This window comes from Thalassospira alkalitolerans (assembly GCF_002115745.1).
Classification (GTDB): domain Bacteria; phylum Pseudomonadota; class Alphaproteobacteria; order Rhodospirillales; family Thalassospiraceae; genus Thalassospira; species Thalassospira alkalitolerans.
In genome coordinates this window covers 292804-308476 of sequence record NZ_JFKB01000002.1, presented here as the reverse complement: position 1 = coordinate 308476, position 15673 = coordinate 292804, and the positions used below count along the sequence as shown (strand labels likewise).

At 53.1% G+C, this 15673-nt stretch carries 14 protein-coding genes; 2 read left to right on the top strand and 12 right to left on the bottom strand.

The window, feature by feature from the left end; translation table 11 throughout:
- The first annotated feature begins 147 nt into the window (after positions 1-147).
- Positions 148-543, top strand: a complete 396-nt coding sequence (locus tag TALK_RS04380; RefSeq protein ID WP_085616241.1) for a c-type cytochrome — start codon at positions 148-150, stop codon at positions 541-543.
- Positions 544-627: 84 nt separating this feature from the next.
- Here TALK_RS04380 and TALK_RS04375 read toward each other — a convergent pair whose 3' ends face one another.
- The 9 genes from TALK_RS04375 to TALK_RS04335 all read right to left on the bottom strand — a co-directional run bounded on the left by TALK_RS04375 (position 628) and on the right by TALK_RS04335 (position 10656).
- Complete coding sequence (locus TALK_RS04375) at positions 628-1368, bottom strand: DUF6969 family protein (RefSeq protein ID WP_085616239.1); 741 nt, start codon at positions 1366-1368, stop codon at positions 628-630.
- 125 nt (positions 1369-1493) lie between these two features.
- Entirely contained in the window at positions 1494-2354 is an 861-nt protein-coding gene (locus tag TALK_RS04370; protein ID WP_139833712.1) for a formylglycine-generating enzyme family protein, read from the bottom strand.
- Between the two features lie 175 nt (positions 2355-2529).
- Positions 2530-3015: a hypothetical protein gene (locus tag TALK_RS22065; protein ID WP_169714938.1), complete on the bottom strand. Its 486-nt coding sequence runs from the start codon at positions 3013-3015 to the stop codon at positions 2530-2532.
- Positions 3016-3131: 116 nt separating this feature from the next.
- Complete coding sequence (locus TALK_RS04360) at positions 3132-3560, bottom strand: universal stress protein (RefSeq protein WP_085616235.1); 429 nt, start codon at positions 3558-3560, stop codon at positions 3132-3134.
- Between the two features lie 14 nt (positions 3561-3574).
- Positions 3575-6166: a TRAP transporter permease gene (locus TALK_RS04355; RefSeq protein WP_085616233.1), complete on the bottom strand. Its 2592-nt coding sequence runs from the start codon at positions 6164-6166 to the stop codon at positions 3575-3577.
- A gap of 192 nt (positions 6167-6358) precedes the next feature.
- Positions 6359-7336 carry a TAXI family TRAP transporter solute-binding subunit gene (locus tag TALK_RS04350; RefSeq protein ID WP_085616231.1) on the bottom strand — a complete coding sequence of 326 codons (978 nt, stop codon included), beginning with the start codon at positions 7334-7336 and terminating at the stop codon, positions 6359-6361.
- Between the two features lie 217 nt (positions 7337-7553).
- Positions 7554-8384: a beta-keto acid cleavage family enzyme gene (locus TALK_RS04345; protein ID WP_085616229.1), complete on the bottom strand. Its 831-nt coding sequence runs from the start codon at positions 8382-8384 to the stop codon at positions 7554-7556.
- On the bottom strand, positions 8384-9724 hold the full coding sequence (locus TALK_RS04340; protein ID WP_085616227.1) for an aspartate aminotransferase family protein: 1341 nt from the start codon (positions 9722-9724) through the stop codon (positions 8384-8386). The genes TALK_RS04345 and TALK_RS04340 overlap by 1 nt, the downstream gene beginning before the upstream one ends.
- Positions 9721-10656 carry a MurR/RpiR family transcriptional regulator gene (locus TALK_RS04335; RefSeq protein ID WP_085616225.1) on the bottom strand — a complete coding sequence of 312 codons (936 nt, stop codon included), beginning with the start codon at positions 10654-10656 and terminating at the stop codon, positions 9721-9723. The genes TALK_RS04340 and TALK_RS04335 overlap by 4 nt, the downstream gene beginning before the upstream one ends.
- A gap of 669 nt (positions 10657-11325) precedes the next feature.
- Between TALK_RS04335 and TALK_RS04330 the strand changes: the two genes are divergently transcribed.
- Entirely contained in the window at positions 11326-12426 is a 1101-nt protein-coding gene (locus TALK_RS04330) for a response regulator (RefSeq protein ID WP_085616223.1), read from the top strand.
- Here the strand turns inward: TALK_RS04330 and asnB are convergent.
- From asnB to TALK_RS04315, 3 genes are read right to left on the bottom strand one after another with little or no spacing between them, the layout of a single operon-like run.
- Positions 12423-14348, bottom strand: coding sequence for an asparagine synthase (glutamine-hydrolyzing) (gene asnB / locus TALK_RS04325; protein WP_085616221.1), 1926 nt, complete (start codon positions 14346-14348; stop codon positions 12423-12425). The two genes, TALK_RS04330 and asnB, sit on opposite strands and share 4 nt — an antisense overlap.
- A gap of 21 nt (positions 14349-14369) precedes the next feature.
- The gene (locus tag TALK_RS04320) at positions 14370-15347 is read right to left on the bottom strand and encodes a UDP-glucose 4-epimerase family protein (RefSeq protein ID WP_211274769.1); all 978 of its coding nucleotides are present in this window, start codon (positions 15345-15347) and stop codon (positions 14370-14372) included.
- Complete coding sequence (locus tag TALK_RS04315; RefSeq protein ID WP_085616219.1) at positions 15340-15606, bottom strand: ribbon-helix-helix domain-containing protein; 267 nt, start codon at positions 15604-15606, stop codon at positions 15340-15342. Before TALK_RS04315 ends, TALK_RS04320 begins: the two co-directional genes overlap by 8 nt.
- Positions 15607-15673 lie beyond the last annotated feature (67 nt).

Here is a 15673-nt window from a genome sequence, read left to right as displayed (position 1 = left end):
TCGAATTCGGGAAACTCAACAGTAAGCCCATATTTTTTAACGAAAAGCGAATTTTCGGTCCTGTTTGTGTTTTTCAGTTCACTTGATGAGCAACCAACGACACAATGCAGTGGGGACCACCACGACAGACCAAGAGAGGCCCGCGATATGAATTTAACCAAAACGCTTACCCTCGCCGCAACCATTGCCATGATCGCTATTGCTCCCGCAATGGCTGGTGATGCTGAAAAAGGCGAAAAAGTCTTCAAAAAATGCGCTGCCTGCCACAGCATCGAGGCTGGCAAAAACAAAGTTGGCCCATCGCTTGCCGGTGTCATCGGCAAAAACTGTGGCCATGTCGAAGACTTCAAATACGGCAAAGGCTATCAGGCTGCTTGCGAAAAAGGCTTCACAATTGATGAAGCTTTCCTGACCGAATATCTTCAGGATCCATCAGCTAAACTCAGCGAAATCGCAGGCTCCAAAGAACGCTCGAAGATGTCCTTCAAGCTGAAAAAGGACGACCAAATTGCTGATGTTATCGAATACCTGAAAGCAAACTAATCCCCCTTTCAGGCGCGATATCATATCAAAACGGCCGGTGCGAATGCATCGGCCGTTTCATTTTACGCAATTACAAATGAGACCTCAGGCGCGCACACGCCGCCGTCCGAGTTCCTCGGTCAAGGCGCGTATCTGATCTTCGACCCGGATATCGATGGTCGATGTCACTTCCAGTTCCCGGTCTTCATAAACATCACGATCAGGATATTTTTCCTGCCAGGCCGTAATCGCCACGTCGCGTTCGCGCACCAGAAATTCGATCATCGGGCGATACAACATGATTATTCCGGAAATCCACCGATTAACCGGCCAGGAAGGCTGTGCGTGATCAATGATGAAGTTTTCCAGCATCCGGATCACGGTATCGCCGTCATACCAGACCTCGCCTGTGACCCAGCGATTTGTCGTAAACAAACGCTGGGCAAAACCAAATTCATCCATGGAAACCGCAATCAAATGCGACAGCGCATCATTGGGGCCCTCGGGGAATTCAAACCCATCTATGGGCAGGGGCTTGGAACCTTCGGGCATGCCACGCGGACGCAGAAAAGTATGGAAATGACCATGCTCTTTCCAGTCTCGCTGCTCGTCCTTGGGGTGGGCGTGATAATAAAACTGGGCATGCGAATTACGGTCATACACATCCCCTTCGGGATAATGAGACCATTCGAAAAAGGAACCGCCCGTCTTGATCAGTTCACCGACAATATTGTCGCCGGTAAGCGTCAGTACCCGGTGGCATTCCATAACATCGCGCCCTGCGGCAAGCATGCGTTCAAGCCGTCCTGTCGGATACGATGTCCAGTCAATTGTAAATTCGGTCATTCCAATACCAGTTATCGTGCGATTCAGAACCTTCCCACAAAGGCAAAATACCCCATCCTCAGAGTCCAGCCAATCAGGCCCGATCAAGAATTAGTGATTTAGTCAAAATGTGCAAGCATCGCCCATCAATGGAAAGGAGCTTCGTACATCAACCTGAAACCGATCAGGATATGCTGTGTGTGCTCAGCACGTCCATGACGCGCCGCCGGGCGACAAACACCGCATCCCCGATCATCCCACGATCCACCCTTTACAATCCGGTATCCCGGTTGCGAACTGCTTGATGTCCATTCAAACACCTGACCCGCACCGTCATAAAGCCCATAGGGGCCCGCCTTGAACTGGCCAACCGGCATGGTTTCAAACGGTCCGCGATCTGCACTGTTAAGCTGATTGGGATCATAGATATTGCCCCACGGGTAAAATGTCCCATCCGGACCCCGCACGGCCTTTTCCCAATAATGTTCCGGCGGCAGGCGCCACCTCATACCGGTTTTCTCGCGAAGCCATCGGGCATATGCCTGTGCATCACGCCAGGACACCAGCACCACAGGATGGTTTCCCTTGCCGCGCGGCGGCGTATCGCCTTTCCACGCAAACGGGCGCGTTGCGTCATATCCGTATATCAGACCAAGGCTTTCCCAATCTTCCGAGGTGATATCAGGCGATGCATACCCGGTATCGCGGATAAATGCTGCGTATTGGTCATTGGTAACCGGGGTGGTCATTATAAAATAGGTCGGCAAATAGATATGCCATTTATCAATTTCAACATCGTACCAACGATTGCGACGACTGATATCATGACCATAGACATGTTCGTCGATCTGATAGGCATATTGCCGCTCGACACTGTCCGATCCTTGGAAAAACCAGCCCCCTGGAACCTCTGCCACATCGGGGATCGGCACATTTTCTGTTTGGGCCATCGCGGAATATTGCAACGACATTGCAATAAGAACGCCCGCAACGCCTCTTTCCATCATTTGCCAGTGCTGTTTTATCATTGCCTTCCCTGGTCTCTGTGGTGGCGGTTCTCACGGTTTATTCAACCCCGCGCCTTGCCCCGATACCTTTGTCCCTGATTTTTTAAATGTGCAAATTTGAACGGTTTTTCAATTGCTTTGCTAACAAAGCACAAAAATTCACGAACAACCAAATTCAAATATCGTTTGCCGTCACAATCTTTTCATCAACCGCTTCACACGGCGGTCTCACACAACAGTGAAACCATGTGACGTACCAGGGCAATTGATTTGGCGCATATTGGCCTCCGGTCGGACGACAAATTAACAAACGTCCGGGCAATCGGATCGACATAAACAGTTTTTCAGTGAGGCAACCAATGTCTAAAAAATCAGCTACCTTCATGCATAAATCCCTGATCCCCGCGATTGCCATTGGCGCAGGGCTTGCCATGGCTGCCCCGATGGCAATGGCCGCACCGCTGCCATCGCCAACTGCCGAAGTCGCCACCTGTACGGCAAATCCCTGTGCGGCAAACCCGTGCGCTGCAAACCCATGTGCTGCAAATCCTTGTGCGGCGAAAAAAATCGTCAATCCATGCAGCCCATGCGCCGCAAATCCTTGTGCTGCGGCCAATCCTTGCGCGGCAAACCCATGTGCTGCAAACCCATGTGCGGCCAAATAACCCGTCACATCAAATTATTGCGTCAAACAAAATGGGCAGTGCCATTCGGCACTGCCCATTTTCATTTGTCTGTCTTGGTCCGTCTGAATTTATCAGTTGGCCTTAACCGGGATCAGTCGCGCACCACCATCACCGAACAATCGGCATGCCGGACAACACGTGCCGCATTCGGCCCCAAAAGGTAATCCTTCAATTCCGGGCGATGTGCCCCGATAACGATCAGATCGCATCCAGTCTTTTTTGCCATTTTCAGGATCACTTCATAAACCGTTCCCTGGCCGATGATATGCTGAACCTTAATGTCAGACGGAATATGTTCGGTCACGAAGGCGTGCAGTTTTTCATTATAGGCCTCAAGAATCTTTTTCTCGTAACCTTTGGGAAAAAACTGCCCGACCATCGACATCCCAACCGTAGGAACCACGGTTAAAACATGAAGACGCGCGCCAAATGTCTGGGCTTCCTTGACCGCAACCGGAATCGCCTTTTTCCAAGACGATTCATGATCAAGATCCACTGTAACCAGAATATCCTTAAACATGGACTTGGCCCTCCTTAAGCCGGTTCAGCACGGCGACGTCGGCGTTGCAACACGATGATCGCCCCCAGCAAAATGAATGCCGGGATATAGAACACCTCTTTGGGCATACGGTCGGCGGCAACTTTGATCGCGGTGATTTCAAAATCAAAATCAAGCCCCGCTTTCTCGGCCGGGCCGCCAAACACCAGATCATCAATAAAGACCTTGCCGTCTTCATTACGAATGACGATGCCCGCGTTATACAGACGATCATCACCCGATGCAGCCGGCCCCAAAGGCAACATCACCGATTTGGCAATATCCTCGCCCTCCAGGTTCATGCCTTCAACATCCAAAAGAATGCTGGTGTCTGCTGGCATGGCTGCCGCTTTTTCAACGATAGCGGTCGCTGGCAGGTTTTCATAAGGCGGCTCGATCATGTCGAGCCAGAAACCCGGACGGAACAGCGTAAACGCGATCAACAAAAGTGCCGCACTTTCCCACAGCTTTGACCGGGCAAAGAAATAGCCCTGTGTCGCTGCGGCAAAGATCAGCATGGCGATAATCGATATTGTGATCACCACCACCACGTCTATCGGATGATCCAGACCAATCATCAGAAGCTGAGTATTAAACAGGAACAGGAACGGCAGAACGGCGGTCCGCATCGAATAGAAGAATGCGACAAAACCGGTCTTCATCGGATCGGCCCCCGATATCGCTGCCGCGGCAAAGGATGCAAGCCCCACCGGCGGGGTGACATCGGCCATGATCCCGAAATAGAACACGAACAGATGCACCGCGATCAACGGTACAATCAGGCCGTTTTCGGCACCAAGTTCAACAATCACCGGCGCCATCAGGCTCGACACCACGATATAGTTCGCCGTCGTCGGAAGCCCCATACCAAGGATCAGGCTGATTACGGCGGTAAAGATCAGGATCAGCATAAGATTGCCGCCCGAAATCAGTTCGACGAATTCAACCATCACCTGACCGATACCGGTCAGCGATACAGTACCAACAATGATCCCGGCCGCAGCCGTTGCCACACCAATACCGATCATGTTGCGTGCCCCGGTCGCAAAACCGTCAATCACATCGGCCACACCACCGCGAAGCTCGCTCATATAATCGGGCTGCTTGCGGAAGAACGCCTTGATCGGGCGCTGGGTCAGCATGATAAAGATCATCAAAACCGTCGCCCAAAAGGCCGAAAGCCCCGGTGATTTCAACTCGATCATCAAGAACCAGACCAGCACAACAACCGGCAACAGGAAATGCAAACCGGCCTTGGCCGTTTCACCCAATTCCGGCAGTTTCACCACCGGCTGATTGGGGTCGTCCAATTCCAGATCGGGGAATTTCGCCCCATAATAAAGACCGGCAATATACACCAGCGCACATTCAATGGCGACGATCCAGCCAACCGCATTTCCAAACAATTGTTTCTGGAAGATGATGGCGTAATAGATCACACCCGACAAAACCACCAGCGACAGAACGAATAGCAACGACCGCATCAAGGTCTGGCCAAGCGTCGATTGATGAAGCTTTGGCAGCCCCTGCATATTGGCTTTCAGCGCCTCAAGATGGACGATATAAATCAGCGCAATATAGGAAATAGTCGCTGGCAAAAAGGCATGCTTGATGACTTCCGGATATGGAATGCCGACATATTCAACCATCAAAAAGGCCGCAGCCCCCATGACCGGTGGCATGATCTGACCATTGACCGAGGAAGCAACTTCCACCGCCCCGGCCTTCTCGCCCGAGAAACCGACACGCTTCATCAACGGAATGGTGAAAGTCCCGGTGGTCACCACATTGGCAATCGACGAACCGGAAATAAGCCCGGTCATCGCCGATGACAAAACAGCAGCCTTTGCCGGACCGCCCCGCATGTGACCAAGGGCGGCAAACGCCACCTTGATGAAATAATTGCCTGCCCCGGCTTTATCAAGCAACGAGCCAAACAGAACAAACAGGAAGACAAAGCTTGTCGAAACGCCCAGTGCGATCCCGAATACGCCTTCGGTCGTGATCCACTGATGCGACATTGCCTTGGAAAAACTGGCCCCGGCCCATTGCAGAACCTCGGGTACCCAGGGGGCATTGCCAAAGAACACATAGGCCAGAAACAACATCGCCACCACCATCAAAGGCGGGCCAAGCGCACGGCGCGTTGCTTCTAGCAAAAGGACAAGACCGAGACCCGCAACCGCCAGATCCTGCGTAATCGGCAGACCAGGACGCGATGCAAGATCACGGTAAAAGATATAAATATAAAGCGCACAAAATGCACCAATCGACGCCAGGACCCAATCAATAATCGGGACAGAGTTCCGTGGCGAACTCTTAAAGGCCGGATAGGCCATAAACGCCAGGAATATGGCAAACGCCAGGTGGATAGACCGTGCTTCGGTCGAATTGAAAACAGCAAAATTAACGACATAAGGCAGCGGTGAAGCCAGCCAAAGCTGGAACAGCGACCAGGCAACAGCAACATACAGCAAAATACGCGCTGTCGTGCCGGTCGGCTGGCGCGCTCCGGTATCATTTTCCGCAATCAGATCCTGAAGATCCTGGTCCGATGGACCTTGTATCGCGCTTTTATCGTCGGTCATTGTAAACTCCCGGTCTAAACGGAGCCTTTGTTTCGGACTGCCCAGAAACAAAAAACCTCCGCAGACACTTACCCGGTCACCTACGGAGCATATTTTGACACATCATTGTGTGCCATTTTATCAAATTTTTAGGTGCCCCAAGGCGCAAGAAAACAAAACGGGAGGCTGAAAAGCCCCCCGTTTCAGCCCGTATTACATCAGGCCGGCTTCTTTGTAGTATTTCGCAGCACCGTCATGCAGCGGTGCGGAAAGGCCATCTTTGACCATTTCTTCTTTGACGAGGTTCGCAAAAGCCGGATGCAGCTTTTTAAAATCGTCGAAGTTTTCAAACACTGCTTTCACAACGTTATAAACGACGTCCGCATCGGTTTTGGTCGATGATACAAAAGTCGCACCAACACCAAAGGTTTTGACATCGTCCGGATTGCCGCGATACATGCCGCCCGGAATGGTGGCCACACGGTAATACGGATTATCAGCAACCAGTTTATCAATTTCAGGACCAGCAACTTCAACCAGAACCGAATCACAGGCAGTGGTGGCTTCCTGGATCGAACCGGACGGATGGCCAACGGTATAGATCATGGCATCGATTTTGTTATCGCAAAGTGCCTGGGACTGTTCGGCTGGCTTCAGTTCGGATGCCAGTGCGAAATCATCCAGGGTCCAACCCTTGGCGTTCATCACAATGTCCATGGTGTCGCGCTGGCCCGACCCCGGATTACCGATATTGACCCGTTTGCCTTTAAGGTCATCAAAGGTTTTGATGCCGGAATCTGCACGGGCAACAACGGTGAACGGTTCAGGATGGATCGAAAAGACGGCGCGCAACTCAGGGAACGAACCGACTTCCTTAAATGCTTTTTCACCGTGCAACGCATAATACTGCACGTCAGACTGGGCAATTCCAAGATCAAGCTCGCCAGCACGAATGGTATTAACATTATATGTCGAACCACCAGTGGACTCGACCGAGCAACGAATACCATGCGTTTTACGATCTTTGTTGACCATACGGCAAATTGCAGCACCCGTCGGATAGTAAACGCCCGTTACGCCACCGGTACCGATGGTGATAAAACGGTTTTCCTGTGCCGACGCCTGACCGGCGAACAGCGACGCACCTGCCAGCGTGACAATGGCACCCGCTACAGCAATAAGTTTCTTCATAAGGATTAGCTCCCTTTACACCCTGTTATAGAGTTTTCAACTGCACCGGAAAGGCCCAGCAGAAAAATATGGAAACATCAGATAAACCAGATGCTTCGGCGATGGGATTATACTGATGGACACCATGAATTGGAACCCTATAACCCCGAAACCTCCCACTACTTTTTTTGGGCTTGCCCCAAAAGTAAACGGTCTGTTTTCATTGGCACGCCACAGCTTACCACTGCGGTTGCATGATCTTTCGTGCCTGATCGCCGGTCGCAATTGAACGACCCATAAGATGCGCGCCCTCGCGCGCCTGAACGATCAAAGCAGCATTATCGACCGCACACGAACGGTCAACCAAAAGATGATTATTCTCAAATCCAATACGCGCATGACCGCCCAATCCGGCCCCGGTCAGGACACAGGCATTTTCAAATGCACCAAACGCACACAACATCCATTCCGACACAAACGGTGATGTATCAAGATAGGGCAAAAGATCTTTGGGATCAGACACCTGCCCCGCCGTATATCGGCCCAGAACATAAAGAACCGGCAATTTTTCCCCCGGGATAACACCATCACTCACCAGTTGATTGAACCGGGTGACGTCTTCAGGCGCATACAAAATGAATTGCGGTGCAATTTTTGCTTCACGCATAAAGGCAAAGAATTTCTGCAATTCATTCATATTGGCATTATCTGGCGCGATTTCACGTACCGCAATTGAAACGGCTTCGGGCACCAGCCCCCGGATCATCGCCATCTGGTCTTGGGCGCTAAACATGCCGACGGCTTCGCTGGTGACCTGCAACACCATGTCATCACCAACCGCATTACGAACCTCAGACAGCATTTCACGATATCGACCAACATCGATGCTGTGCTTCTGATCCTCATCACGGACATGCAAATGCATCATTGCCGCACCCGCCGCTTGGCATTTGGCGGCCTCGCGCGCCAATTCGGCCGGGGTGATCGGAATATTGGGCAGATCGGCATTGGTCTTGCGCGCACCATTGGGGGCCGATGCGATCAAAAACGGGGTATCGCCATATGACATTATGAAAGCCCCTCGGCGGTAAACACGTTGTTCATCGCCAATTCAAACAGATCAATGATCTTTGCAACGTCATCCTCGGTTACGATAAACGGTGGCGCAAACAGCACATGATCACCGCGCACCCCGTCAATCGTTCCGCCCATCGGATAGGCCATCAATCCGCGGGCAAAGGCGGCCTTTTTGATCTTGGCGTTGATCTTGCGCGCCGGATCGAAAACCTCTTTGGTTTCGCGGTCCGCCACCAGTTCAACCCCACGGAACAGGCCCCGCCCGCGAATATCACCCACAAACGGATGCTGTCCGAACCGGTCGTGCAATCCATCGGCCAACAATTCCCCCTGTTTGACGACATTGGTCAAAAGGTCACGTTCACGAATGGTCCGCTGGGCCGCAAGGGCGGCCGCACAGGCAGTTGCATGCCCCTGATAGGTATGGCCATGCTGGAAAAAGCCTGATCCACTGGCAATTGCATCATCGATTTTCTGTGATACCAAAACGGCACCGATCGGCTGATACCCGGCACCAAGCCCCTTGGCGATGGTTTGCAAATCGCCCGAAATGCCTTCCTGTTCGATTGCATGCAGGGTGCCTGTCCGGCCCATGCCGCACATGACTTCATCCAAAATCAGAAGCACGCCATACTGGTCGCAAATCTCGCGGATACGTTTGAAATATCCCGGCACTGGCGCCACCGCCCCGGATGTCGCACCGACCACCGGCTCGGCGACAAAGGCGGCAACGCTGCCTGCGCCAAGTTCAAGGATCGCAGCTTCCAACTCGTTGGCAACGCGAAGCCCATATGCCACGTCAGTTTCGCCCGCCAACTGATCACGATACGCGTAACACGGCGCGATATGGCTTGCGTTAATCAATAACGGTTCAAACTGTTGACGGCGCCACATATTGCCCCCAACTGACAACGCGCCCAGCGTATTGCCATGATAGGACTGGCGGCGTGCGATAACGTATTTGCGATCCGGCTGCCCGATCTCCAGGAAATATTGCCGCGCCATTTTAAGCGATGCCTCAATCGCCTCGGACCCACCCGATACGAAATACGCCTTGGCAATGCCTTCTGGCGCATGGGCCACAAGGTCATCGGCCAATTCTTCCATCGCATCGGATGAAAAGAATCCCGAATGCGCATAGGCAATCTGATCAATCTGGGCATGCATGGCCGCACGCACCGCCGGATCGGAATGCCCAAGGCACGACACCGCCGCCCCGCCACAGGCATCAAGGTAACGTTTGCCCTGCGCGTCGGTAATGTAAATGCCATCGCCCGATACGGCACGCGGTGGCGGGGTCAGACTGTTGCGATGTAAAACATGTGACTTCATGATCGATTGTTCCGTTTGGGACCGGAGTCCTGCCAGTAAGTGTCAAAAACTGAAAGCTGCTTTTCGGCGACTGCGATCTGTTGCAGGGCCGTCTCACCACCACGCGCCACCAACAGTGTTACCAACGCCTGCATGACTGAAACCGCAGCAGTAAAACTTTGAAAGAAGGACGGGGATGCATCCGAGACCACCAGATTGACGCTGGCATGACGCGCAATCGGCGACACATCTGAATCCGTGACATTAATGATCGTGGATTTTTGCGCCAGCGCATAGTCAACCATCTGCAACGTGTCGTTGGTATAAGGACTAAGGCAAACCGCCAGCATGACATCACGCCGTCCCATGCCACGCAACTGGTCGCCAAATGTGCCCGCAGCACCATCAACCAGGGTCAAATTGTCCCCAAACAGCCGATAGGCATAGGCAAACTGGAATGCCGCAGGAAATGCCCCGCGCCGACCCAGCACAAAAACCCGGCGCGCGCCTTCGATATGGGCACAGGCCGCAATCAGGGCCGCGCGCATTTCCGGGCTGTATGACCGCGCAAGATTGCCATGTTCCTGATCCAGAATTTCGTCAATCAGCGCATTTTCATCACCCGAAACCACATCGCCGTGGTTCATTGTCATTTCACCGGCAACACCGCGGTGCTGCAACTGGCGGGCGCGCCCAGCATAACTTGCGGGCATGTCTCGCAGCCGGTTTTGATACCCAAGGCGAAATTCCTGATACCCGTCGATCCCAATGGTTTTCATAAGCCGAACAATGGTACTGGGCGGCACATCCGCTGATAGGGCAAGGGCACGCATCGATTTCAGGGCCACGTCATCGGGGTGATCAAGCATATAACGCGCCGCCCGCTGCAATTGCGGACTCATCGCGCCATATTCGGCGATCAACCTTTCCCGCAAGTCAGTATAAGCCCCCATCGGCTTCTAAACTCCCTGTCTTCTTTGCAAAATTACGCCATAGAAAGCCGTATGAAACAACAAATGTTTCAACAAACTAAAAAATGAAACATTTGTTTCCGTTATCGTTTCATCTTACCGTCCGTTTTGACAGTTAAAATCTCTGAAAAACAGTCATTCACATGACGTTTTCCAAGGATTTCTCCTTTCCAAAAATGACCCGCTTTGTTTCATTATCCCAATCTTCAATCGCGCCATAATTTCATTCAACAACGAATCGGCCCTGAAATCTGGCGCTGATATTCCGAGGATGCAGGATATAAAATGCTTTATCTTCCCCGGCATGATGCAATGTTCAGGGCACCAGGAAAAGCCGCCCGTCTGGTTAATCGGCGACGACAGAAACCTGTGTCGGTGCCGTATATGCCCCGATTGTCGCCTTTCGCAACTGGGTCATTTCCTGCATCCCCGCAATTGATGGCACCCGCCCAGAATAATCTGGCACATCGCGGACCAACCCCCGCAAAGTCGAAATTGCGTTCAATACTTTGGCCTGCAATTGGGAAAAAACATGGACTTGTACGAAAAAACTGTAACAATACCTGCATCGCGGCAGGAACTTTTACGTTTCATATAAATTCAAAAAATGCACCCGCGATTGGGACTGGGCACCTATTGATAAGGTGGCCAATGAATAATCTACTCATCGATGCTTTGGCGCAGACAACTGCGGGCATCGCTCTTTTTGACAGCAATGAACGGATCATTTACGCGAACCCGGCATGGGAACAGCTGATCACCGGCATTGCGGAAGAAGACCTTCAGTTCTGCGAGACAGAGCTGAAAGACGGCGGCATGATTTCCGTATGCTTTATCAAAACACAGGCTGAAGTCGCACATCCGATTGCGCTTCCGGCATCGGCCAATGATGCCAAAATCGGCACCGTGATCATTGCCGATGACAGCGAAAGCAACCGTATGGTCGCACGCCGCATCCTCCAATCCGAGGGATATGGCATTGTCGAAGCCAGCAACGGTCAATCCGTTTTGAATATGCTGCGTCGCGGTGTAACGGCCGATCTGATCCTGATGGATATCGAAATGCCTGATATGGATGGGCTGCACACCACGCGCCGCATTCGCCATATGCCCGGCCCCGTCGCCCAAACCCCAATCATCGCCCTTTCTGCCCATCAGTCACGCGATTGGAATGTGATTGCCCGACAATCCGGTGTTGATGAATTCATCAACAAACCGATCCAGCGCACCAAACTGCTTGATACCATTCGCGAATTGATCAACCGTGCGCCCGACAAATCCGCAACCGGATCAACCAACGGCACACATCTTTCCCCGCCACCGGTCCTGCGGCCCAGGGGGGCACGCATCAGCCGCCCCGCACGCCTCGATCTGCCCTCCAGGGCGGTACTTGATATCAAAGCCCTCGAACAACTCTATGTCGATGCCGGGGACGAAGGCGCGTCTTGCGGGATTGAACTGTTCATCAATGAAACCGAAACTCGGTTGGTCAAAATTGACAACGCCCTGTCCGAAGATGATCTGGCGACCGTGCGCGACGAGGTCCATGTCCTCAAAAGCACCTCGGGCACCTTTGGTCTGCGTCAACTTTCAGAACTGTGCGAAATCACACAAAACTTCTTTGAAGATGATGACATCAACGAAGACCGCATTCTGGCAACGTCCCAACAGGTCGTGCAACTGGCCCCCAAGGCACTGAAAGCCCTTAACCTTTATCGTCGTTCCCGCGAATGGGCCCGAACCGGCGCCTAAAAGATACCCGCTTTTGCATCCTTCGAAGCCGCAGATGCATCCGCCCCCTGCCCCGGCCAAAGGCGCCAAACCATTAACGCCCAAAGACACAGGGCTGTATCCGGCGCCTTGCCACTTATGGCAGCCTGCCAATATGCCGCCCGCCGGGTGCCCGTAACCGGCAAATCGGCAAACAGCCCGTCACATATCTGCGGCCCGCTTCCCCATAACAACGGCCCAACCTTTGCCAACCACATCGCGACCGGCGGGTTAAAGCCAACCTTGGATGCGCGCAAATATCCATCGGGCAACATCGGCTCTATCGCCGCCCGCCACACAGATTTCCCGCCACCACGCAGATGCATCTTGGGCGCGATACGCCGGGCAATGTCGATCACATCGCGGGCCAATAACGGCACCCGATATTCCACACCATGGGCCATCCCGCATCGATCCGACATTGCCAACTGATTACCGGGCAATGTCACCCTTTGATCAAACGCCATCATCTGGCCCGGAAAATCTCCATACAGATCACCATATTTGCCACCGTACGCACCACCGTTCGGGTCCCACTCGGGTATCTGCAATGCCGCCCCAAGCTCCGGCACACCACAACGGTCATTCCAATACTTAAAAGCCTGATCATCATCCGCCGTTGCCCCGCGCACAAACCGCGAAGCCCCGCGTGGCAAATGCGCGCCAAGATGCTTTGCCACCATGCACCGGGCAAAGGCGGGCACATGGTGCCAAAACTGAAACAACCGCGCCGCCTGATAGCGCGGGTAGCCACCAAACAGCTCGTCCCCGCCGTCCCCAGCCAAACAGATCGGCACATGCCGCGATACACCACGCGCCAATGCCTGCATCAAAACCACCGACGGATTGCCAAAAGGTATGCCAAAACCCGTCAGGGCCTCTTGCAAATGCGCCAGAATTTCCTCGCCCGTTTGGGGGGCTGGCACAACATACAATTTTATCCCCAGATAATCCGCCAATTGTTGCGCGCGCGGGGTTTCATCGAGAGTCTCATCGTCAAACTGCATGACAAATCCGGGCGGCGGTTTTTGGCCCCGCTCACGCGCAATCTCACAGGCCATCGCTGCAATTCCACCACTATCCATCCCGCCTGACACCAACGTGCCAACATCCCGATCCGCATCCATCGCATCCGACACCGATTGCCGCGCCGCACTGCGCAAAGCGACGACTGGATCATGAATATCACGTCTGTCACGACCCTGGATCTTTGCCGGGTTTGTGTCTGTCTCGCCAATCATTCGATAAGTGATCTTCCCGGCTTGCCAACAGATCAATGCTCCGGGCTGAACTTGCCTGATTGCAGCAAAACCGGTTACCGGTGCCGGTACAAAAAGATGTGCCAAATAATTCTGAAAGACATTGGGATCGATCCGGTCTGGAACGATTTGGCGCAAGGCGGGAATTTCGGAGGCAAACGCCAATTGACCGCCGTTATATTTCGCAAAATATAGCGGCTTGATTCCAACCGGATCGCGCCCGAGCCAAAGCATAGCCTCACGGCAATCCCACAACGCAAAAGCATATTGCCCGGAAATTCCCGAAAGAACAGTTGCAGGATCACCATCTTCGTTTATCGTCGTTGCCAGCAGGCTGAGAAAAACTTCGGCATCGCTCTTGCTTCGAAGCTCAACACCCCTTGCCCGCAAATCAGCAATCCATCGCCGATGTCCGGCAATATAGCCATTAAATGCCAGCACAAACCGGCCATCTTGGGAAATCAACGGCTGCCCCGCCGTCACCCCCGGATCAGTCGTGATCAGACGCCGCACACCAAACGTGATCCCGTCATCCGGGTCACACCATATCCCCACGCCATCCGGGCCACGATGGGCAAGCGCACCTGTGCTCGCAACAACGCGATCGCGATCTTCAATCGCCGTCGCCCCTGCCAAGCCGCACATCAGATTTCTCCTTGCGAAGGTCTAACTGTTTTTCGCAGCAAACCAGGCACCGGTCCGACGCAATCCGTCAAACGCATCCACTGGTGGTTGCCAGTTCAATGTTCGCCGAATGGCCCGACTGTCTATTTGCAATGAACCGGTTAATCGCGAAATTTGCGCCGTTTTGCCCGTCAACCTTCCCAACAGGGTCAAAACACCTTCCGGAACCGGTACTAATATCGGCTTTTTACCCATCCCCTCGCCCAACAACCGGACCATTTGACCAATCGAGTGATCAACACCATCCGACACAAGGAAGGTTTTGTTGGCCGCAGCCCCATGCCCGACCGCCGTCACACAGGCATCGGCAAGATTATCAACATGAACAAGCGACCGATGATTGCCAATCGCCCCAAAAGGCAAGGGAATTCCCCGCCCGACCAGCTTTATAAGTGCGGCAAAATTTGCGCCGACATTTGGTCCATAAACCAATGGCGGCCGCAAGATCACGACTTCAAGTCCGGTTTCCCCGGCAATTTCCCAAAGGATGCCTTCGGCTTCTGCCTTGGATTTCCCGTATGGGTCTTCTGGCGCAGCAGGACTGCTTTCGTCAAAAGCACTGTCTATCGTTGCCTCGCCATTGACCTTAATCGAACTCATAAAGACAAATCGATCAACCCCGGCGGCCCTTGCGGCACGGGCAAGGCGCGCCGTGCCATCCACATTGACCGCTCGAAATGCAGACAACGGATCATCCGACTGGTCGTTCATTACATGCACCCGCGCGGCCAGATGAATAACGCCCTGCACATCCGTCAAATGCCCTGCCCAATCGGTTGTTCCGTTAATTTCGCCAACAACACGCACGTCCAGACCGACAACATCGTTAAATTCAGGGGCAACATCGGCGCGACGCAACAAGGCACGCACTTTATAGCCCTTGCCCAAAAGGGATTTGCAGACAGCCCGCCCTACAAAACCATTTGCGCCGGTCACAGCAATGCAGGCCATTTCAGTCATTTACGATATCCCCTGTTATCAGTTTTCCGGCGTCGCCTGCCATTTCAAGGCGTTCCTGCAAATCACCCAGCACATAAAGCCGAAGCGCGCTTGAAAGGTTGCCATCGCGGCCTTCATCAACCTCGGCCACCAGTTCGGCAATCGCCATATCGCGTCGTGTGGCAATGCCCTGCAACTCGGTCCAGAAAGCATCTTCAAGCGAGAAACTGGTCCGGTGTCCGGCAATTGTCACAGATCTTTTGCGAACGTCAGTACTCATCGCCTGTATATCTTCCCAATCGGCGGAAATTTGATCATCATGCCGGTGGCATCACAAGTTTATGATA

Bases quoted from the DNA above. Each gene is read 5' to 3' on its own strand.
- TALK_RS04380 (WP_085616241.1), top strand. From the start codon at position 148: ATGAATTTAACCAAAACGCTTACCCTCGCCGCAACCATTGCCATGATC.
- TALK_RS04375 (WP_085616239.1), bottom strand. From the start codon at position 1,368: ATGACCGAATTTACAATTGACTGGACATCGTATCCGACAGGACGGCTT.
- TALK_RS04370 (WP_139833712.1), bottom strand. From the start codon at position 2,354: ATGATGGAAAGAGGCGTTGCGGGCGTTCTTATTGCAATGTCGTTGCAA.
- TALK_RS04360 (WP_085616235.1), bottom strand. From the start codon at position 3,560: ATGTTTAAGGATATTCTGGTTACAGTGGATCTTGATCATGAATCGTCT.
- TALK_RS04355 (WP_085616233.1), bottom strand. From the start codon at position 6,166: ATGACCGACGATAAAAGCGCGATACAAGGTCCATCGGACCAGGATCTT.
- TALK_RS04350 (WP_085616231.1), bottom strand. From the start codon at position 7,336: ATGAAGAAACTTATTGCTGTAGCGGGTGCCATTGTCACGCTGGCAGGT.
- TALK_RS04345 (WP_085616229.1), bottom strand. From the start codon at position 8,384: ATGTCATATGGCGATACCCCGTTTTTGATCGCATCGGCCCCCAATGGT.
- TALK_RS04340 (WP_085616227.1), bottom strand. From the start codon at position 9,724: ATGAAGTCACATGTTTTACATCGCAACAGTCTGACCCCGCCACCGCGT.
- TALK_RS04335 (WP_085616225.1), bottom strand. From the start codon at position 10,656: ATGGGGGCTTATACTGACTTGCGGGAAAGGTTGATCGCCGAATATGGC.
- TALK_RS04330 (WP_085616223.1), top strand. From the start codon at position 11,326: ATGAATAATCTACTCATCGATGCTTTGGCGCAGACAACTGCGGGCATC.
- asnB (WP_085616221.1), bottom strand. From the start codon at position 14,348: ATGTGCGGCTTGGCAGGGGCGACGGCGATTGAAGATCGCGATCGCGTT.
- TALK_RS04320 (WP_211274769.1), bottom strand. From the start codon at position 15,347: ATGACTGAAATGGCCTGCATTGCTGTGACCGGCGCAAATGGTTTTGTA.
- TALK_RS04315 (WP_085616219.1), bottom strand. From the start codon at position 15,606: ATGAGTACTGACGTTCGCAAAAGATCTGTGACAATTGCCGGACACCGG.